Annotated in this window: 21 protein-coding genes; 9 read left to right on the plus strand and 12 right to left on the minus strand. The window is 64.9% G+C overall.

Translation table 11 applies throughout. The annotated features are described in order from the left end of the window. Positions 1–229: 229 nt before the first annotated feature. The 7 genes from BMW76_RS20295 to BMW76_RS20325 all read right to left on the minus strand — a co-directional run bounded on the left by BMW76_RS20295 (position 230) and on the right by BMW76_RS20325 (position 6,117). Complete coding sequence (locus BMW76_RS20295; RefSeq protein WP_090868254.1) at positions 230–1,159, minus strand: LysR family transcriptional regulator; 930 nt, start codon at positions 1,157–1,159, stop codon at positions 230–232. Positions 1,160–1,233: 74 nt separating this feature from the next. After that, the gene (locus BMW76_RS20300; RefSeq protein WP_090868256.1) at positions 1,234–2,484 is read right to left on the minus strand and encodes an acyl-CoA dehydrogenase family protein; all 1,251 of its coding nucleotides are present in this window, start codon (positions 2,482–2,484) and stop codon (positions 1,234–1,236) included. Positions 2,485–2,515: 31 nt separating this feature from the next. Further along, positions 2,516–3,280, minus strand: coding sequence for an SDR family oxidoreductase (locus BMW76_RS20305; protein WP_090868259.1), 765 nt, complete (start codon positions 3,278–3,280; stop codon positions 2,516–2,518). 51 nt (positions 3,281–3,331) lie between these two features. Beyond that, positions 3,332–4,366: a phosphotransferase family protein gene (locus BMW76_RS20310; protein ID WP_090868338.1), complete on the minus strand. Its 1,035-nt coding sequence runs from the start codon at positions 4,364–4,366 to the stop codon at positions 3,332–3,334. A 36-nt stretch (positions 4,367–4,402) separates the two neighbouring features. Beyond that, complete coding sequence (locus tag BMW76_RS20315; RefSeq protein ID WP_090868339.1) at positions 4,403–5,077, minus strand: histidine phosphatase family protein; 675 nt, start codon at positions 5,075–5,077, stop codon at positions 4,403–4,405. 222 nt (positions 5,078–5,299) lie between these two features. After that, positions 5,300–5,533 (minus strand): hypothetical protein, encoded by a 234-nt coding sequence (locus BMW76_RS20320; RefSeq protein ID WP_090868261.1) that lies wholly within the window; start codon positions 5,531–5,533, stop codon positions 5,300–5,302. A gap of 119 nt (positions 5,534–5,652) precedes the next feature. Next, the gene (locus tag BMW76_RS20325; protein WP_090868263.1) at positions 5,653–6,117 is read right to left on the minus strand and encodes an Lrp/AsnC family transcriptional regulator; all 465 of its coding nucleotides are present in this window, start codon (positions 6,115–6,117) and stop codon (positions 5,653–5,655) included. A gap of 133 nt (positions 6,118–6,250) precedes the next feature. Here BMW76_RS20325 and BMW76_RS20330 point away from each other — a divergent pair, with 133 nt between their 5' ends. Beyond that, positions 6,251–6,880 (plus strand): LysE family translocator, encoded by a 630-nt coding sequence (locus tag BMW76_RS20330; protein WP_090868265.1) that lies wholly within the window; start codon positions 6,251–6,253, stop codon positions 6,878–6,880. Positions 6,881–6,907: 27 nt separating this feature from the next. Here the strand turns inward: BMW76_RS20330 and BMW76_RS20335 are convergent, their stop codons facing one another. Then, a complete protein-coding gene (locus BMW76_RS20335) occupies positions 6,908–7,081 on the minus strand; it encodes a DUF1289 domain-containing protein (protein WP_090868267.1) in 174 nt (57 codons plus the stop codon). Between the two features lie 172 nt (positions 7,082–7,253). On the opposite strand from BMW76_RS20335, the gene BMW76_RS20340 reads away from it, so the two are divergent. Continuing rightward, positions 7,254–7,574, plus strand: a complete 321-nt coding sequence (locus tag BMW76_RS20340) for a YnfA family protein (protein WP_090868269.1) — start codon at positions 7,254–7,256, stop codon at positions 7,572–7,574. Positions 7,575–7,746: 172 nt separating this feature from the next. On the opposite strand, the gene BMW76_RS20345 is transcribed toward BMW76_RS20340, so the two are convergent. Beyond that, positions 7,747–8,259: a DUF1993 domain-containing protein gene (locus tag BMW76_RS20345; RefSeq protein WP_090868271.1), complete on the minus strand. Its 513-nt coding sequence runs from the start codon at positions 8,257–8,259 to the stop codon at positions 7,747–7,749. Between the two features lie 311 nt (positions 8,260–8,570). Here BMW76_RS20345 and BMW76_RS20350 point away from each other — a divergent pair, with 311 nt between their 5' ends. The 5 genes from BMW76_RS20350 to BMW76_RS20370 all read left to right on the plus strand — a co-directional run bounded on the left by BMW76_RS20350 (position 8,571) and on the right by BMW76_RS20370 (position 13,797). Then, the gene (locus tag BMW76_RS20350; protein ID WP_090868274.1) at positions 8,571–10,130 is read left to right on the plus strand and encodes a S53 family peptidase; all 1,560 of its coding nucleotides are present in this window, start codon (positions 8,571–8,573) and stop codon (positions 10,128–10,130) included. A gap of 104 nt (positions 10,131–10,234) precedes the next feature. Next, on the plus strand, positions 10,235–11,908 hold the full coding sequence (locus tag BMW76_RS20355) for a S10 family peptidase (RefSeq protein WP_090868341.1): 1,674 nt from the start codon (positions 10,235–10,237) through the stop codon (positions 11,906–11,908). A gap of 218 nt (positions 11,909–12,126) precedes the next feature. Continuing rightward, positions 12,127–12,735 carry a hypothetical protein gene (locus BMW76_RS20360; RefSeq protein ID WP_090868276.1) on the plus strand — a complete coding sequence of 203 codons (609 nt, stop codon included), beginning with the start codon at positions 12,127–12,129 and terminating at the stop codon, positions 12,733–12,735. 84 nt (positions 12,736–12,819) lie between these two features. Then, on the plus strand, positions 12,820–13,179 hold the full coding sequence (locus tag BMW76_RS20365) for a hypothetical protein (protein ID WP_090868278.1): 360 nt from the start codon (positions 12,820–12,822) through the stop codon (positions 13,177–13,179). 336 nt (positions 13,180–13,515) lie between these two features. Further along, a complete protein-coding gene (locus BMW76_RS20370; RefSeq protein WP_090868280.1) occupies positions 13,516–13,797 on the plus strand; it encodes an RNA-binding protein in 282 nt (93 codons plus the stop codon). Between the two features lie 31 nt (positions 13,798–13,828). Here the strand turns inward: BMW76_RS20370 and nadE are convergent, their stop codons facing one another. Further along, the gene (gene nadE, locus BMW76_RS20375; RefSeq protein ID WP_090868282.1) at positions 13,829–14,665 is read right to left on the minus strand and encodes an ammonia-dependent NAD(+) synthetase; all 837 of its coding nucleotides are present in this window, start codon (positions 14,663–14,665) and stop codon (positions 13,829–13,831) included. Positions 14,666–14,691: 26 nt separating this feature from the next. Between nadE and BMW76_RS40410 the strand changes: the two genes are divergently transcribed. Together BMW76_RS40410 and BMW76_RS20380 are read left to right on the plus strand one after the other, a co-directional pair. After that, on the plus strand, positions 14,692–14,964 hold the full coding sequence (locus BMW76_RS40410) for a hypothetical protein (protein ID WP_143062289.1): 273 nt from the start codon (positions 14,692–14,694) through the stop codon (positions 14,962–14,964). Continuing rightward, complete coding sequence (locus BMW76_RS20380; RefSeq protein WP_090868284.1) at positions 14,961–16,034, plus strand: L,D-transpeptidase; 1,074 nt, start codon at positions 14,961–14,963, stop codon at positions 16,032–16,034. The genes BMW76_RS40410 and BMW76_RS20380 overlap by 4 nt, the downstream gene beginning before the upstream one ends. 339 nt (positions 16,035–16,373) lie before the next feature. Here the strand turns inward: BMW76_RS20380 and BMW76_RS20385 are convergent, their stop codons facing one another. Continuing rightward, positions 16,374–17,246, minus strand: a complete 873-nt coding sequence (locus BMW76_RS20385) for a DMT family transporter (protein WP_090868286.1) — start codon at positions 17,244–17,246, stop codon at positions 16,374–16,376. Positions 17,247–17,674: 428 nt separating this feature from the next. Continuing rightward, a complete protein-coding gene (locus tag BMW76_RS20395; RefSeq protein ID WP_090868288.1) occupies positions 17,675–19,231 on the minus strand; it encodes an ABC1 kinase family protein in 1,557 nt (518 codons plus the stop codon). Between the last annotated feature and the right edge of the window lie 348 nt (positions 19,232–19,579).

Raw genomic sequence — 19,579 nt, forward strand, 5'->3', positions numbered from 1 at the left:
GCGACGTCGATCGCTGCGCAATGCGAAAGCGTGCGATGCGGTGCGCATGAAAACGGTGCGCAACGCTGCACAACGCTACCGGTAAGCCTCGAATAACCCGTCGCTCTTCAGCGTCATGTCGGTTCGCACAAACCGTGCCGCGACTCGTGGCTGAGGCGTTCCCGCACACTGCATGTGGCGGCAACGATAAAACGGTTTGCGGAACAGGAAGCGTGGCCCGATCCGAAGCTCAACGCGCGGGGACGTTTGATTCGCGCGGCGGCTCGCGCATTTCGTCCATCAGCCGGATCACCTCGCCGCGCACCCAGCGGTTCGCCTGATCCTGCTCGCCGCTGCGATGCCAGTACATGTGCCATTCGAGCTGCGCAAGCGGAAACGGCAGTTCGAGAATGCGCGCGTCGTAGCGCTGCAGCAGTTGTACGGGCGCGGTGAGCGCGAGATCGGTGCGCAGCGCGACCAGCGGCGCGACCATGTAGTGCTGCACGCGCATCTGCAACTGCCGGCGCTTGCCGAGCTTGTGAAGCTCGGCGTCGACGAGCCCGCTGCCCTGGCGGCGGCTCGATACCTGGATGTGGCCGAGCGCGAGATAGTCGTCCATCGTCAGCGTGTCGCCGGCAAATGGATGGTCGTGGCGCAGCATGCATGCGTAACGGTCGCTGCCGAGCGGCGACTGATGCAGCTGCGGATCGTCGATGAGCGGCACGTCGATTGCGAAATCGATCTTGCCTGCTGCGAGCGCGGCGGCCACTTCGCTGCGCGGCGTGAAATAGCTTTCGATGCGCATGCCCGGCGCCTGCTGCTGCAACACTTCGCCGAGCGCGGGCAGCAGGATCGCTTCCATCAGGTCGGGCATGCTGAGGCGAAACGTGCGCTCCGACGCGGCGGGCACGAACACGTCGCCTTCCGTCGCGCTCGTCTCCAGCAATTGCAGCGCTTCGCGCACGCGGCCGATGATGTTTTCCGACAGTGGCGTAGGCACCATGCCCGACGGCGTGCTGACGAAGAGGGGATCGTCGAACGCCTTGCGCATGCGCGCGAGCGCATTGCTGACGGCGGGCTGCGTGATGAACAGCGTCTCCGCTGCGCGCGTCAGGTTGCGCTTGTCGTAGATCGCTTCGAATACGACGAACAGGTTCAGATCGAGCTTCGGTGGACGCATCGCACAGTCTCCTTTCGCCCGACATCATAAGCGACGGGTGGCGGGCGATGCGTCCTCTTGCGGCGCTGCAAAGGTCAATCGCGCGGTGGCACGTTCAGATACGCAGCGCACGCGCCCAACGTCTCCTTGCTCGCCTTGATCTCCATGCGCGCGATCGCCTGCAGATGGACTTCGTCGGGACCATCCGCGTAACGCAGCGCGCGGCCCCAGGTCCAATGATCGGCGAGCGGCGTATCGGGGCTCACGCCCATCGCGCCGAACACCTGCATCGCGCGGTCGCAGACGGTCGTATGCAGCTGTGGAATCAGCGCCTTGATCATCGAGATTTCCTTGCGCGCCGCCTTCGCGCCCACTTCATCGATCAGCCACGCGGTCTTCAGCACAAGCAGCCGCGCCTGGTCGATTTCGATGCGCGACTTCGCGATCCACTCGCCGACCGCGCCGTGCTGATGCAGATACTTGCCGAACGTCTTGCGTTCCTGCGCGCGCTCGATCATCAGTTCGAGTGCGAGTTCGGCCGCGCCGATCGAGCGCATGCAGTGATGAATGCGCCCCGGCCCGAGCCGCGCCTGCGCGAGCGCGAAGCCGCCGCCTTCTTCGCCGAGCAGGTTCGATGCGGGGACGCGCACGTTCGTGAACGTGACCTCGCAATGGCCTTCCGGCGAAATGTGGTTCAGCACGGGAATGTTGCGCACGATCTTCAGGCCGGGTGTGTCGGCGGGTACGAGAATCATGCTTTGCTGCCGATGGCTTTCCGCATCCGGATCGGTCTTGCCCATCACGATGAAGATCTTGCAGTTCGGATGCGCGGCGTTCGTGATGAACCACTTGCGTCCATCGATCACGTAATCGTCGCCATCGCGGCGGATCGACGTCGTGATGTTCGTCGCGTCCGACGAAGGCACGTCCGGCTCCGTCATCGCGAACGCGGAGCGGATCGTGCCTTCGAGCAGCGGCACGAGCCACTGCTCGCGTTGCGCGGGCGTCGCGAACATGTGCAGCAACTCCATGTTGCCGGTGTCGGGCGCGTTGCAGTTGAAGACCTCGGACGCCCACGAAATGCGCCCCATGATCTCCGCGAGCGGCGCGTATTCGAGGTTCGTCAGGCGCGTGCCGGGCTCGTCGTCCTTCAGGTGCGGCAGGAACAGATTCCACAGGCCTTCGGCTTTTGCTCTCGCCTTCAACTCTTCGATGAACGAGACGGGGTAGCGGCCCGCATGCACTTCATCGAGCCATTGCCGCTGGCGCGGCACGATGTGCTCGTCCATGAATGTGCGCACGCGCAGGCGCAGGTCCTCGACCTTGGGGCTGTAGCCGAAATTCATGATGTGTGTCCTTTGCGTTTCTTTGTGTGGGCTAGATCGTCAGGCCGCCGTCGACGACGATGCATTCGCCGTTCGTGTAGCTCGCCGCGTCTGACACGAGATACAGCACCGTGGCCGCCATTTCGCGCGGCTCGCCGTGGCGGCGCAACGGAATGTTGCTGATCCAGTGGTCGTAGATGTCCTTGTTGTCGAACAGCGCGCCCGCGAACTTCGTTTTCGTGAGACCGGGCAGCAGCGCGTTCACGCGGATGCCGAGCGGTCCGCATTCCTTCGCGAACGCTCGCGTCATGTTGACGACGGCTGCCTTCGTGATCGAGTAGATGCCTTGCATGTCGCCGGGCTGCAACGCGTTGACGGACGCCGTGTTGACGATCGCGCCGCGTCCTTGCTCTTTCATCAGCTTGCCCGCTTCCACTGACATGAAGAAGTACCCGCGCACGTTCACTTCGACGGTCTTGTTGTATGCGGCGAGATCCGTGTCGAGGATATGCCCGAAGTACGGATTGGCCGCCGCGTTGTTCACGAGAATGTCGAGCCGCCCATGTTTTTCGCGGATATGCGCGAACGTCGCCGCGATGTCCTCCATGCGGCCGACGTGACACGCGAGCGCTTCGGCGCGGCCGCCTGCATCGCGTATGCTCGCCGCCACCTGCTCGCACTCGTCGATCTTGCGGCTCGATACGATCACATGCGCGCCCTGTCCGGCGAGCAGCTTCGCAATCGCTTCGCCGATGCCGCGGCTTGCGCCCGTGACGAGCGCGATGCGGCCCGTGAGGTCGAAAAGGTTCGTGCTCATAGGTGTCTCCTCCATGTCTTTATCGATGAACGGGATGAATGCGATGAACGGCTAGGCGATCAGTCCGGCGCCGAGTTGCGCGAGCGGCTCGACCATCGCGCCGACGTCATGTGCCTGCGCGCTCGACGCATTACCTTGCAGCGCGCGCGCCTTCACGCCCTGCGCAATCGCAGCGAGCCGGAAGAAGCTGAACGCGAGAAAGAAAGGCCAGTTGACGATCGAGGGCAGGCCGCGCAGCGCGCAGTATTGCGCGACGATCTCGTCCTCTTCGGGCACGCCGAGCGCCGCGCGGTCCTGGCTGCGCAGCCCCGGAATATGGCCGTCCGACGGCAGACGCAGGCACATGCAGAAGTACGCGAGATCGGCGAGGGGATGACCGAGCGTCGACAGTTCCCAGTCGAGAATCGCGCGCACGCGTGGCGCGTCGTTCGCGAAGATCAGGTTGTCCATGCGGAAGTCGCCGTGGACGAGGGAAGGGCGCATGTCCGGTGTGTCGGCGGGACAGTGCGCGGGCAGCCAGTCGATCAGCGCTTCCATCGCCGCGATGCGCTCCGTTTCGGCGGCGCGGTATTGCTTCGTCCATACGCCGATCTGACGCTCGAAGTAGTTGCCGGCGCGCCCGTAGTCGCCGAGCCCCACCGTTTGCGGATCGACGTCGTGCAGCGCCGCGAGCGTCTGCACGATGGCCGCGTAATAGCTGCGCCGCACATCGCGATCAAGTTCCGGCAGCGCGGGGTTCCAGAAGATGCGGCCTTCCTCGTAGCTCATCAGATAGAACATGCTGCCGATCACGTCGCGGTCTTCGCACAGATGCAACGCGCGCGCGACGGGCACGGGCGTGTCGGCGAGCGCACGCAGCACGCGATATTCGCGGTCGACGGCATGCGCCGACTTGAGCAGTTGTCCGGGTGGCTGCCGGCGCAGCACATAGCGTTCGCCTTGTGCGTCGATGAGCCAGGTCGGATTGGACTGGCCGCCTGCAAATTTCGTCGCGCTCACAGGGCCGCGAAAGCCCGCGATGTGCTGCTTCAGATATTGCGTAAGCCGCTCGATATCGAGCGTGGTGTCGTGTCGATCACGAGTCATGTCGTTCGATGTCATGTCGTTCGATGTATTGCCGGGCTAACCGTAAGTCTGAAAAGCGCGACGCTGAGGATCATCGAGATGGCCGATGCCGTTGAAGCTCGACAGTTGCAGCGTGTCGCGGTTGAAGAAGTAGTGGCTCACGCTGCTGTTGCGGATCTGCATGTTGAGCGCGATCGCCGTCTCGGCGGGCGCATGCAGGATCTGCTGCGTCAGCGCGGCGATCACGCCGCCCGAGCTGACCACCAGCACGCGCTGTCCGCCGCCGTGCTGGATCGCGGCGCGCGCATCGGCGACGCGCTGCTGGAAGGCGCGCCACGTTTCGGGCGCGCAGTCATCGAGCGCGCCTTCCGCCCACAGATGCAGCACTTGCCGCAACGCCTTGAAGAAATCGCGCGAGCTCCCGGTCGCGCGTTGGGCGAGGTCGGCGTGCTGATCGCCGAGCGCGCGAAAGAGCGCGTGAAAATCGTATTCGTCGAGACCCGGGTGGACTTCGCATTCGACGGGCGGCGCGCCCAGGCCGCGCCAGATCGCGTCGACGGTTTGCGCGTGGCGTCGCAGCGTGCCCGCCATCACGCGGTCGAACGCGATGTCGCGCTGCGCGAAGTATTCGCCGAGCCAGATGCCTTGCCGTTCGCCAATCGCCGAGAGCCGGTCGTAGTCATCCGCGCCCAGCGACGCCTGGCCATGCCGTACCAGATAGAGTTCCGCCATCGCTTGCTTCGCTTGCAGAAGGTGAGGCCAGCATAGCGGCGGGTCGTGCATTCCTGAAGTTTATTTGGTGAATCTGAAGCTATTCATCATGATGATGAGTATGCGCAACTAACTGTCAGTCGCTTTGCAATCCCGCCTTCGCCGCGGCGGGCGTTCGACGAGTGCCACGTCCCTCGCCCGCGAGACACGCCGAACGTCATCAACGTCCGGCGCATAGACCGCTCAACGGTTGCCGTCAAGCAGATCGTTCAGCATCGAATCGAATTCGGCTTGCGCGTCTTCGAGTTCCTGTAGCGCGGCGTCGAACGTCTGCAGCGCCATCTGTGACGGCCGGCCGCTGCCGGCCGGAGGGAACTGCGATTGCAGCGCGGCGAACGCTGTTTGCACCTGCTTCGTCGCGTTCAGGACGCGCTCCATCGCGCGGGTTTCTTCGGCTCGCGCCGCTTCGTGATCCATGCTCATGCTCCGTGATTCGGTGTGTGCCGCAATGGCGAGGCGCCCACTATGCCACGAGTTCGCGAGTTCCCGACGCGGTCGCTGGGCCTTTCGCTTTGACCGCGTCTTGCGATGCGTCGTCAAAGAAGCGGCAAGCCTCCGTTGGCCTTCACTTCGCGCAACGACAGCGACGATTCCACCGACGTCACGCCCGGAAGACTGCGCAACTCGTCGCGCATGAATGTGCCGTAATCGTCGAGGTCGCGAGCGACCACCTGCAGGATATAGTCCGCGCTGCCCGACACGTTGTGACACGAGAGGATGCGCGGGATCGCGAGAACCTCGCGCTCGAAGCGCGTCGCCGTCGCGCGATCGTGCACGGCGAAGCGCACGTACACGAACGATACGACGCCGAGTCCCAGCGCCGCACGCGACAGCACCGCGCGATAGCGCTCGATCGTGCCATCGCTTTCGAGCCGCTTGAGCCGCCGCGCGCACGGCGTTTCGCTGAGCCCGACCGTTTCGGCGAGCTTCGCATTCGACATCCGGCCATCCGATTGCAAGGCCGCGAGGATCGCGAGGTCTGTTTTGTCGAGGTCGTTCATGGTGGGTGGAATGCCGTTGAGAGTGGGTGGATTTTAGGGCATTGCACTAATCGACGGGCCTGCCGGACCGAAAATCGCCAGTATCCGCTAGCCGGGCGAAGGCATTATGAACGCCTCTAAATGTGAGGTCGTCATGGTTTCCGCTCATCTTCTGATCATGTATGTGGCCGCGCTCGTCGTGGTCTTTGCGCTGCCCGGTCCGGACATGGCGCTCGTGCTTCAGACGAGCATCGGCCGTGGCGCGCGCACCGGCTTCGCGGCCGCCGCCGGACTCGGCATTTCGCGCGCGACGCACGTGACGCTGTCTGCATGCGGCGTCGCCGCGCTGTTGCGCAACGCGCCGTGGCTGTACGAAGTCGTGCGCTATGGCGGCGCGATTTATCTGGCGTGGGTGGCCGTGCAGATTTTCCGCTCGCCCGTGTTTGCGATGCCGACGGATGGCGCGCAGCTGGGCGGAAGCCGTCCGCTGCGATCGGCGTTCGTCAAGGGGCTGCTGACGAACCTGCTGAATCCGAAGGCGCTTCTGTTCTGCTCGGTGCTGCTGCCGCAATTCGTGCGTCCGGAGGCGGGCCACGTCGCGTGGCAGGTGATCGAGCTGGGTGTCGTACTGGTCGTGATCGGCGCGTGCTTCGATGCCGCCTATGCTGTCGGCGCGGCGCGCATCTCCGGCTGGGTGCGCTCGCATCCGCTTGCGCAGACACTGCAGCGCTGGACATTTTCTGCGGCGCTGATCGGCTTCGCGGTGCGGCTGTCGCTCGACTAGGCGGCCGCCGCCGCGCGCGGCTCCCGCCTACTTGCGAATCATCGCCGCGCGCTCCGACTTCTGGTCGATGACTTTGCGGCGATGCTTGTCCTTCATCTTCTTCCACCCTTTGCACTCTCCGCGGGTGCGCAGGCAGCCGAGACAATAGCCGGTCTTGCTGTCGAACTTGCAGACGTCGATACAGGGCGATTTGATACTCATGCTGGCTTGCTCGCGATCGTTGAAGGGGCGGGGAGCGACGACTGTCGCACGGCGCTGCGGGCACGGGCAAAGTGATTGTGTTAATAAGAGCGATAGACGGCGGGGCAGAAGTCCTCGCCGACGCTTTTGCGCACGCCGCGTGCGCGTCGATCGATCACTCCCACACCTGACGATGAAGACCCTGTTGCTGTACGTCGTGACCGCGATCGCCGAGATCGTCGGCTGCTATCTGCCCTGGCGCTGGCTCAAGGACGGCGGCCCCGCGTGGCTGCTGGTGCCGGGCGCGTTGAGCCTCGCGCTGTTCGCGTGGCTGCTGACGTTTCATGGCACGGCGGCCGGCCGCGTCTACGCTGCATATGGCGGCGTGTATGTGGCCGTCGCGATCCTCTGGCTCTGGGGCGTCGATCACGTGCGCCCGAGCGCGTGGGATCTTGCGGGCGCGGCGCTCACGCTGGCGGGCATGGGGATCATCGCGTTCCAGCCGCGGGTTTAATGTTACTTCTGAGGGCTCGTTTTGCGGCTCGTTTTGCGGCTCGTTTGACGGCCCGCGTCACGCGTCTCCTCGACGGCCGCCCATTCAATGCCACTGTTCGCCGCCTCTTCATGATGTGAGCGCGAACGGGCGGCGAGCCGGTTCGCGCTTCAAACCGTGGCAAGAATCAGCGTTAGCTGTTCGGCTTGCCGAGGTAATCGAGCTTGCCAAGCTCGACGCCGTTGTGACGCAGGATGTCGTATGCCGTCGTGATGTGGAAATAGAAATTCGGCATTGCGAAGCCGAGCAGATAAGACATGCCGGTGAACTCGACCGGGCCGCTGCGCATTTTCAGCGTCACTTCGCGCGTTTCCGAACCGTCGATCTGCGCGGCATTGAACTCCTTCAGATAATCGATCGTTTTCTGAATGCGGGCGTGCAGTTCGTCGAAAGCGAACTCCACGTCTTCGTACTTCGGCGCTTCGACGCCCGCAAGACGTGCCGCGCAACCCTTCGCGGTGTCCGTCGCGATGTGCACCTGACGGGCCAGCGGGAGCATGTCCGGGAAGAGCCGCGCGCCCGTGAGCACGGACGGATCGACCTGTTTTTCCGCCGCGTGCGCCTGGCCCTTGCCGAGAATTGCCTGCAGGTTCGTGAGGCCGCGAATCAGCACGGGAATGGATGCCTGATACATCGAGATGGTCATGGGTGGTCCTCGAATTCGGGGTTCTCGCGCGCCCTCCGGCACGCGGTCGCATAGCGTAACGCAACGGCGCATTTGCTGCTGGAGCAGCGTACCGCGATTCCGACGCACGGCAAAAGCTAGCCGTTCGGCCAGGTGTCGAGCGTGCAGGAACTGTGTTCGAATCGATTGGTCGGACGGTTGGTTTGCTGTCTCACGACGACGGCGTGTTCACGGCGCGACGGGTTTTGCGGCGTGCCCGTCTGCATGTGCCCGCCATGCGCCCGTCGTGTGTCTAACCCGTGGCCCCGCCATGCACTGGGAGAATCGAAACCATGACGAAGCATCCATTGCCCGGCAGCGAACGCCAGGTCGCAGCCGGTTCGAAGGTCGTCGCACAGTGCGACCCGTCGGAAACGATTCAGGTCGTCGTCGTGCTGCGCCGCAAGGACGAGCAGCAGTTCACGCAGTTGATGAAGAAGATCGAGGCGGGCGCGCCGGATGCCAAGCCGTTGTCGCGCGACGAGCTCGAGCAGCGGTTTGGCGCGGCCGCTGAAGACATCGCGAAGCTCAAGACGTTCGCGTCGCAGCATGGGCTGACCGTCGTGCGCGAGGATGCTTCGGCGCGCACGGTCGTGCTGAGCGGCACGATCGCGCAGTTCCAGGCCGCGTTCGACGTCAAGCTGCAGCACTACGAGCATCATTCGATGGGCCGGTTTCGCGGCCGCACGGGCGCGATCAGCGTGCCCGACGACCTGCATGGCGTCGTGACGGCCGTGCTCGGTCTCGACAACCGTCCGCAGGCAAGGCCGCATTTCCGCATCCGTCCGCCGTTCGCGCCGGCGAAGGCGCGCCAGGCGTCGTTTACGCCGCTGCAGCTCGCGTCGATGTATCAGTTCCCGCAGGGTGACGGCAGCGGCCAATGCATCGGCATCATCGAACTGGGCGGCGGCTATCGCACGGCCGATCTGACCAGCTATTTTTCGAGCCTTGGCGTGGGCTCGCCGAAGGTCGTTGCCGTCGGCGTCGACCAGGGCGGCAACCATCCGACGGGCGACCCGAACGGACCGGACGGCGAAGTCACGCTCGACATCGAGATCGCCGGCGCAATCGCGCCCGCCGCTACGATAGCCGTGTACTTCACGGTCAACAGCGACGCCGGCTTTATCGACGCCGTCAGCCGCGCAGTGCATGACACGAAGAACAAGCCTTCCGTGATTTCGATCAGCTGGGGCGCGCCCGAAAACGTGTGGACGGCGCAATCGATGACGGCCTTCAACGACGTGCTCCAGTCGGCGGCGGCGATCGGCGTGACGGTGTGCGCGGCGTCGGGCGACAGCGGCTCGACGGACGGCGTAGGCGACGGCGGCGATCACGTCGATTTCCCCTCGTCGAGCCCCTATGTGCTCGCGTGCGGCGGCACGAGCGTGCAAGGCTCGGGGCACAAGGTCACGCATGAAGTGGTGTGGAACGATGGCGCGGACGGCGGCTCCACGGGCGGTGGCGTGAGCGGCACATTCCCTGTCCCCGCCTGGCAGGAAGGCCTGTCCACGAAGGGCACCCAAGGCGGAAAGACGGCGCTGACCGGGCGCGGCGTGCCGGATGTCGCGGGCGATGCGTCGCCGCTCACCGGCTACGACGTGCTCGTCGACGGCAGCAACACGGTCGTCGGCGGCACGAGCGCCGTCGCGCCGTTGTGGGCGGCGCTGATCGCGCGCATCAACGGCGCGAAGGGTACGCCCGTCGGCTTCGTCAATCCGAAGCTGTACAAGGCGGCGGGCGCCTGCAACGACATCACGCAGGGCAACAACGGCAGTTATGCGGCAACCACGGGGTGGGACGCCTGCACGGGATTGGGTAGTCCCAATGGTGTGAAGGTGGCGGCGGCTTTATAGTCTGATCAGCGGGCGCTCATATGTCGGGCGCCATGCTTCGGGCGGCGATGAACGCATCGCAAGACAAGACCAGGCAACATGTGTACGCATTCGATGGAGCGATCATGACGAATACCGAATCAGCTTCCGGCAGTTTGCAGTCGCCTCACAACTCTCAGGCCACGCATGGGTCGACGGCTGCGAGCGTGCCGCACGCCACCGGCGACCAGCCGTTCTTCGATTCCGTCGCCTACGGCAACGGGCCCGACGACTCGGTCACCGACACCAGCGAGGGCGCCGCGATCACGAAGCACACGGTTACGATCGGCGGCAAGAAGATCAGCTACACGGCAACGGCGGGCCATCTGGTGACGGTCGATCCGTCGAGTTCCCAGCCGAGCGCGAAGATGTTCTACGTCGCGTTCACGCAGGACGACCAGAAGGAAGAGACGCGACCCCTCACGTTCTTCTACAACGGCGGGCCGGGGTCGTCGTCGGTGTTCGTGCTGCTCGGCTCGTTCGCGCCGCGCCGCATCAAGACGTCGATGCCGGGCTTCACGCCGCCCGCGCCGTATCAGATGGAAGACAACCCGGACAGCCTGCTCGACAAGAGCGACCTGGTGTTCATCAACCCGGTCGGCACCGGCTATTCGGCTGCCGTCGCGCCGCGCAAGAACCGCGACTTCTGGGGCGTCGACCAGGACGCGGACTCGATCAAACAATTCATCAAACGCTTTCTGACGAAAAACAACCGCTGGAATTCGCCGAAATTCCTGTTCGGCGAGTCATACGGCACGGCGCGCAGTTGCGTGCTCGCGTACAAACTGCATGAAGACGGCGTCGATCTGAACGGCGTCACGCTGCAATCGTCGATTCTCGACTACACGCAGGCGGGCAACCCTGTCGGCGCGCTGCCCACGGCTGCCGCGGACGCGTGGTATCACAAGAAACTCGGCATCGCGCCACGGCCGACGGACCTCGGCCAGTTCGTCGAAGAAGTGGCGCAGTTCGCGCGCACCGACTATCTGAACGCGCTGCGCAAGTTCCCGACAACCGACAATGCAGTGGTCGAAAAACTGAGCGAGTACACGGGCATCGACAAGGCGACGCTGCTCGCGTGGAGCCTCGACATCGCCGGCTACGACAGCCGCGGCAATTCGCTGTTCCTGACCACGCTGCTGAAGTCGCAAGGGCTTGCGCTCGGCGCGTATGACGGCCGCGTGACCGCGATCGAAACGGGCATTGCAGGCAAGATCGACCCGAACTCGGGCGGCAACGATCCGACCATGACGGCCGTCTCGGGCGTCTACACGACGATGTGGAACGTCTATCTGAACGAGCAGCTGAAATTCACGTCGAACTCAGCGTTCACGGATCTGAACGACCAGGCGTTCAAGTACTGGGACTTCAGCCATATCGATCCGACGGGCGAGCAGAAGGGCGTCGACAGCAAGGGCAACATCATCCTCTATACGGCGGGCGATCTCGCGGCCGTCATGGCGCTCAACGTGGACCTGAAGGTGCTGTCGGCGAACGGCTTCTACGATTTCGTCACGCCGTTCTATCAGACGGTGATCGACTTGCAGCAGATGCCGCTGCTCAGCCAGCAGGTGCGGGACAACCTGTCGGCGCGCTTCTATCCGTCGGGGCATATGGTGTATCTCGACGGCGGCTCGCGCACCGCGCTCAAGGCCGATCTCGCGACGATGTACGAATCGACGGTGAGCAATACGGAGGCGCTCGGGCGCGTGCGCGCACTGCAGGCGCGAACGGCGTCGAGAACAGCAGGCACGCACTAGCGGCCTCGTGGCGTCTGCGCGGCTGCGCCGGCGCCGTGTTTGGAGCGCAAAGGCAAGGGCATCGCGGAATGATTCGCGATGCCCGCGATGTCTTTGACCCCCGCGGAATTGAAAAGCCGAAGTGATTCAAGGCGGGTGTATTTACGTCATGCACCCTGGATGTGTTTTAATTGTCTGCTGAATTAACTCTTCCGCGTCGTGGCGACGCGCGCTGATCAATGACTGCAGCAAAGGAGAACGCGCTCGACGAGGCGCACACGAGTGGAATCAAATCACCCGCGCGTCGCGCTACGCGTGCTGCGGACGTCGCGCAAACGATGCACAAGCGTTGCCTCATGCTCGCCGCGATGGTGGCGGGCTTGCATCTGCATGGGCCCGTCGCGTTTGCACAGGACGCGTCGATGCTCGACGAGCGCGTCACGCAGGAGACCATCGCCGATACGATCTGCAAGCCGGGTTACGCCGACACCGTGTCACCGCCGTTCGACGACCTGATGGCGCACAAGGACCGGCTGCTCTCCGAGCGTGGCATCGATCCTGACCACGGCACGCGCTATGCGCTGGACCGTCGCGTGCCCGTCGTGCTCGGCGGCTCGCCGGATGCGCCGGACAATCTCGATCTTCTGCCGTGGGGCGGGCATCGCGGCGAGCGACGCAAGGCGCTGCTGACGGCGAAGCTCAAGCGCTGCGTCTGCGAAGGGCGCATGTCGCTGAGCGACGCGCAGGCCGCCATCGCGGGCAACTGGTCCGCTCACTATGCGGGCTTCGGCAGCGCGCCTTGCGGCGACGATCGAGGCGTCGCGCTCGGCGGCAACGATGGCTCCTGAGGCTCGCTGCGTCGGCTGCCGGATGCGAGTCCGCCTTTCCGGCGGCCGGAACGCCGGCGAACCGTCACTTTCTGGAGAATCCACATGAAGCAACTCTTTCGCGCAACCGTCGCGGCCGTCGTGGCCACGCTTGGCTGCCTTGCCGCCAGCCACGCCGCGTTCGCCGCGTCGCCGCCGCCGTGCGGCAAGGACGACGCATTGCAGATTCGCGGCGATGCGCCCGGTGCGATCAGCTACGACGTGTACAGCCAGCTGCGGCCTCTCACGGCGCGGCGTCTCGCGCTCTTTCAGGAAGCGGGCACGGTGAAGCGTCTGCCTGACGGGCTCGACGTATGCGAGATCGCCGACGACGGTATCGCCGATCCGACGGCCGTGCTCGTGCATGTGCCGCGAGGCAAGATGGCGTGGTGGGTGAGCGCGGCGAACGTCGAGGACGCGGATTGATTTCGCAGGCGCCGTGCTGTGAGCGTCGTTTGCTGCGCGGCGCGATTGTGGCTACGCTGGGAGACTGTGAGTCGAGGCCAGCAGCCTTGGATGGGACCAGGGTAAGTGCCAAAGCACTAACTCCGGTCGACAGCCAGAGCGCCAACTCTGGTCGACCGCTTTGCGTGGGACCAGAGTGAGTGCTAAAGCACTAACTCCAGCCGACAGCTAAAGTGCCAACTCTGGTCGACCGCTTTGCGTGGGACCAGAGTAAGTGCTAAAGCACTAACTCTGGTCGACAGCAAAACCATGCGTCGCTGGTGTGCGTGACCATCATCAACGGAGGGCGTCGCGCGTATGAAGATCATCGTGTGGAACATTCCCGAGTCCTGCTCCGAGCAGGAAGTGCGCGATTTTCTCGGCCGCGAACTCGGCCACTATGCAAAAGAGATCGAAGTGTTCGAGCAGGGCACGCCGAACGCCTATGCGAACGTGGACGTCGACGCCGACGAACCGTATGTCGCCGATATCATCGCGCAGCAGTTCAACGGCAAGCTCCTGGGCGGCGTTCCGCTGCAGGTCAGCGCCGTGCCGTTCGGTAGCAACGAAACGCCGCCGACGCCGCCGCGTCGCGAATAGCGCCTGCATGCGGCTTCCGTCAAACGCGCGCTCAGCCGAACGGTGTATAAGGCAGCGCGCGCTTGTGCCGGGTGCTTTCGTAGAAGCGCATGACGGTTTCGAATACCGCTTCGCTGACGGGCTGGCCTTCGAGGAAATCGTCGATGTCATCGTAACGGATGCCGTACGCGTCCTCGTCCGGACGTTGAGGGCGCAACATCTCGAGGTCGGCGGTCGGCACCTTGTGCGCGAGCGCGTCGCTGGCGCCGAGCGCAGCCGCGAGCGCGCGCACGCGCCGCTTGTTCAGCCCCGCGAGCGGCAGCACGTCGGCGCCGCCGTCGCCGAACTTCGTAAAGAAGCCCATCACCGATTCCGCCGCGTGATCCGTGCCGATCACGATGCCGTGCCGCGCGCTCGCTGCCGCGTACTGCGCGATCATCCGCTCGCGCGCCTTGATGTTGCCGTGCACGAAGTCCCGTTGCGAATCGTCGTCAAATCGCAAGCCGCTCGCTAGCAGCGAATCGAGCATCGCGTCGGCGGCGGGACGGACGTCGACGGTCAGCGTTTCGTCGGCGCGGATGAACGCCAGCGACTGCTGCGCGTCCGTCTCGTCGTGCTGGACGCCGTGAGGCAAACGCATCGCGACGAAGCGCGCTTCGTACTGCGTGCTGCGCAGCCGCTCCACCGCGAGTTGCGCAAGGCGACCCGCCGTCAATGAATCGACGCCGCCGCTGATGCCGAGCACGTAGGTCGACAGTCCGCTTGCGCGAAGGTAGTCGGCGAGAAACGCGACGCGCTGCTCGATCTCGTGCGCGGCATCGAACGTTCCGGCAACGTGCAGTTCCGCTGCGATCCGCCGCTGACGCGCGGCGCGTTCGTGCTGGTCCATCGAAGCCCCCTGGAAAGCGCGTTCACATGAGCGTCGATGATTGCATGAATGCGCCGGATTGGGTGCGCCGTCATGCGTTGTCTGGTTTAATGTCGAATAACCATAATCAAGTGTCGACGATTAAGGCTTTAAATCGATGGCGTATGGCCGTCAATCATCGCGAGGCCCTGCGTTATACGTTTGTCATTTTTCAGCAGGCGGGATCGGGGCGCGTTGCCGCCGAATCCGGAAACGCCCGGCGGCACGCCACAAGCGGCTGTGCGGGTTGGGCAACAGGCAGTGATGTTCGACCACAATGAACAGCAAAAAAGAGAACATGGCAGTTCGTCCGCCTGCACGAGAGAGGGCGGAATCACAAGACGATGAAGTGCGCAGTGCCGACGGGGCGAGGCTAAGCGGGAAGATCGCGGGAGCGCGGCGGCGTGCGCGCGTCGTCGCGGCGCGATTCGCGTTGAGCTTTTTCTCTGCGTCGGCGCTGGCCGTGCCGGCGTTCGTCGCAAGCTTCCATGCCGCTCATGCTGCCGATGCGCCGCAAGACCCGGCGAATCCCGCCGTCGATGCGTCGGCCGTCGCGGCGCGCGATGCCGCGGGTGGCGCGGACCCGCGTCGCGCGCTGCTGATGCGCGACGTGTTCGCGCGCGACGTGACGCGCCGTCTGAAGGTGCCCGTCGCGGAGCAGCGCGCGTATGGCAATCGCGTGCAACAGGCGCTCGAGGACGACGAGCTTGGGAATCTGTCGGGCGAGTATGTGGTGCTCGTCGATCGCAATGAAAACGTGCAGGCGCTTTTCATCTACTTTCGCGCGATACCCGCCGACACATGGCAGATGATCGGCGCATCGCCCGTCGCGACGGGACGGCCGGGCCAGTACGATCACTTCATCACGCCGCTCGGCGTGTTCGAGCACACGCCGGACAACATGGATTTCCGCGCGGAAGGCACGATGAACGACAACGGCATCCGCGGCTACGGCGCGCACGACATGCGCGTTTTCGACCTCGGTTGGGCGCAGGCCGAGCGCGGCTGGGGCAAGGGCGGCATCTCGCAGATGCGCTTTCAGATGCACGCGACCGATCCTGACAAGCTCGAGCCGATTCTCGGCATCCGGCACTCGAAAGGCTGCGTGCGGATGCCAGCCTCGCTGAACGTGTTTCTCGATCACTACGGCATTCTCGATCGAGAATACGAGGCGCTCATCGACGACGGCAGGTCGCTGTGGGTGCTGCATTCTGATCGAATCGCGACGCCGTGGGCGGGACGCTATATCGTCGTCGTCGATTCGCAGCGCAAGGCGCGGCCCGTCTGGTCGCCGCCGCCGAGCAGGAAGGTCCGCGCGCAGGTGCCGCCCGGCGCCGATACGGCGGATTGACGCCGGATGACGCTTTGGCGGCGCATCGCGGTCGGCTTTGGGCATTCACGATCGCGCCGTCGCGACCGCGCATCCACGATCACGCAATCACGACCTCACAATCACGACCTCACAATCACGACCTCACAATCACGACCTCACAATCACGACGACGCAATCACGACCACGCAATCACGACCACGCAATCACGACCTCACAATCACGACCACGCAATCACAACCACACATCCACGACCACACATCCACGACCACACATCCACGACCACACATCCACGACCACACATCCACGACCACACATCCACGACCACACATCCACGACCACGCAATCACAGCAGCCCATTCACGACCGCGCGAGCAACACGCCAATCAGCGCGGCGACAAAGCCCGCCACTTGCACGACTGTCAGCGTTTCGCCGAACCCGACGTAACCTTCGACGGCCGCAAGCGGCGGCGCGAGAAAGAGCAGCGCCGTCGCGCGCGACGCGTCGCCGCGCCGGACCATCCAGACGAGCAGCGTGACGCTCACGCCCGACAGCATCACGATGCCCCACGCCAGCGACACCCACAGCGCCGGCGACGGAATCCATTTGTGCTCGCCGAGCGCCAGCGCGAACACGAGCGCGACGATGGCCGCGCCGAAGTTCTGCACGGCGCTCGCGCTGCGGATATCGGCTTTCGATAGCGACGTCTTCTGGATCAGCGTGCCCGCCGTGATCGCGCAAACGGCGAGTATCGACACGGCGACGACCAGCCACTGAGGCACATCGCCTTGTGCGACGCTCAGATCCGTGGCCGCGAGCTTTGGCTCCAGCACGAGCGCGACGCCTGCGAGGCCGAGCAGCATTCCCGTCCAGCCGCGCGCGGACAGACGCTCGCCGAACAGCGGCGCGGCGACGGCGGCTGTCAGAAGCGGCTGCAACGCGCCGAGCAGCGCCATGATGCCCGCGCTCATGCCTTGCGCGACGGCCCAGTAGCCCGCGCCCAGATAGACGCCTTGCAGCAGCGCGCCCGCGATCAGATGCTTGCCAAGCGCACGGCCCGTCGGCCATTCGACGCGCGCCACCAGCGCGGCTGCCATGAACAGCAGCGCAGTGCCGCCGAAGCGCGCGAGCAGGAAGAGATTCGGATCGGCGTAAGGGGTGATCGCACGTGCGACCACGAAACCCGTCGACCACAGGACGACGAACACAACCGCATTGAGAAAAGCCAGCATCGGAAAGCATCGGAAGCGGACGAAGCCCGCAGTATCGATGCAAGAGGGGCGGGCCGTCTTGTTCGAGGCTGCATTGCCGCGGCCGGCGCGAGGCACGCGAGCCGTGCGAACGAACCGGGCGAACCGGGCGAACCGAGCGAACCGAGCGAACCGAACGAACCGAACGAACCGAACGAACCGAACGAACCGAGCGAACCGAGCGAACCGAACGAACCGAACGAACCGAGCGAACCGAGCGAACCGAGCGAACCGAGCGAACCGAGCGAACCGAGCGAACCGAGCGAACCGAGCGAACCGAACGGACCGAACGGACCGAACGGACCGAGCGAACCACGCGACCCACGCGACCCGCGCGACCCGCGCAAACCGCGCGTCCCGTAGCCCGCGTGCGACCTATGCGCCGATCAGCGTGTATCGATACGCACCGCTCAATACGTGAGCAGCACGGCCACCGCGCCAAGCACCCCGCCGCAAATCGTGCATGCCCACAGCAGCACACGCGTCCTGCGATATTCGGTCAGCACGTCGCTGACAAGCTGCGCCTGTTGCCTCACGTTCGCCGCCTCGTGCTGATGCTGCAAATAACGCACGGCGAGCTGCGGAATGCGCGGCACCAGATGCGCGAGATGCGGCATCTCCTGCGCGATGTGCCTGACCCAGCCGCGATGATCGAACTCGCGGCGCGCGAGCGTCGCCAGCACCGAGCGCGCGATCTTCCACGAATCGACGCCCGGATGCAGCGCGTTCGCGAGCATCTCGGCCTGCTCGAATGTGCGTTGCGCGGCGACGAGGCGTGGCGGCACGTCGCCGCCGAACGGATGCACGGCGAACAGCAGATGATGGAACAGCGCGCCCGCCGAGCGCTCGTGCGATTGCGGCGCGAAGTGCGCTTCGGCGCGCGTGCGCAGTTCGGCTTCGAGCTTCTCGGGGCGCGTGTCGCTCGACACGTGCCCGGCTTCGTGATGCAGAAGCGCGAGCCGTCCGTAATCCTGGTCGAAGAGAGCCGTCGCGCCTTGCACGAAGAACTCGCGCTCGTGCGTCGACAGGCTCGACATCACCGCGAAATCCGCGAGCACGATACGGCCGAGCGTATCCGGCTCGATGCTCACGCGCACGCGGCGCGCGTCGAGTGTCGCGTGGAAGAAGCCGTGCTCGAACGCCTGTTCGGTGACGACTTCGATGATGTGCTCGGCAAGCGGCATGAGCTTCACGCCGCGCGCCGACAGCCCCGCGAGATCCAGCGCGGGCAGCGACTCGACGTGCTGCATCGCGAGCGTGCGGTCGGTGCAGAGCTCCCAGATCACAGCGGGAATCGCAAGGCGCCTGTCGTCGGCGAAGTGATGCGCGGTCTGGCTCAGGTTCGCGGCCTCGGCGCGCAGATCGAAGCGCCGCAGAATGTCCTGCGTGAAGGCGTCCGCCATGTCGCGCAGCTGCAGACGCCGCGCGTTCTTCGACAGCTTCTCCATCCAGCGCGCGACCCAGCGCAGCAGCGCGGCTTCATCGGCGATTTGCTGGAGCTGCGCGGCGCGCACGAGCTTGATCGCAATGTCGCGATGTCCATTGATCGGCTCGGCGAGGCGGCCGACATGCGTCTGCTCGGCAAAGCCGTTGCGCGCGGGTGTCAGGTCGATCGACGCGAAGAGCGTCGATACGGGACGGCCGAGGGCAGCGGCAATCGCCTGTTCGACTTCGTCCGGCGGCAGCGGCGTTTCGAGGTGGCCGACGGCGTCGATCGCGTCGTGCAGCGTGCCCGTCGCAAGTTCCGGGCGGCGCGCGAGCGCTTCGGCGAAGGCGCTCGCGAGCGGGCCGAGATTGGGCAGCGCGCGATGCACGCCGGCGCGCGCGCCCGGCGACGCGTGCACACGCGATGCGAGCGTGATGAACCAGTGCAGTTTGTGATGTTCGGGCGCGGCGAGCCAGACGAGACGCGCGCCGTAGCGCAGCGTATGGAACAGCAGTCGTAGTCGGCGAAACAGGGGAGGCATCGGCGGATCGTTCGGCAGGACGCATCGGCGATGCGTGAAAAGACCGCTCAGATTAGCAGGGATGCGCCGCCGGGAACACCCGCACGGCGATTGCCGGGCGCTGGATACGGCCAGCGTCGGCATATGGCGAACATCGGCATACGGCGAACATCGGCATGTGGCGAACATCGGCATTTGGGCAGCCTCAACATACGGCGAGCATTGGCACATGGTCGGCATACGGCGAACATCGCCATACGATCAGCCGACAGGCGCCGCACCGCCTGCAAGGCTTTCGTTACATTCCATCCGCGTCGGATTCCCATGCGTAATACAATACCGGCGACAATCCGGCGGGCCGATCCCATC

Origin of the sequence: Paraburkholderia diazotrophica (assembly GCF_900108945.1) — a bacterium.
In the GTDB taxonomy this organism is placed as follows: domain Bacteria; phylum Pseudomonadota; class Gammaproteobacteria; order Burkholderiales; family Burkholderiaceae; genus Paraburkholderia; species Paraburkholderia diazotrophica.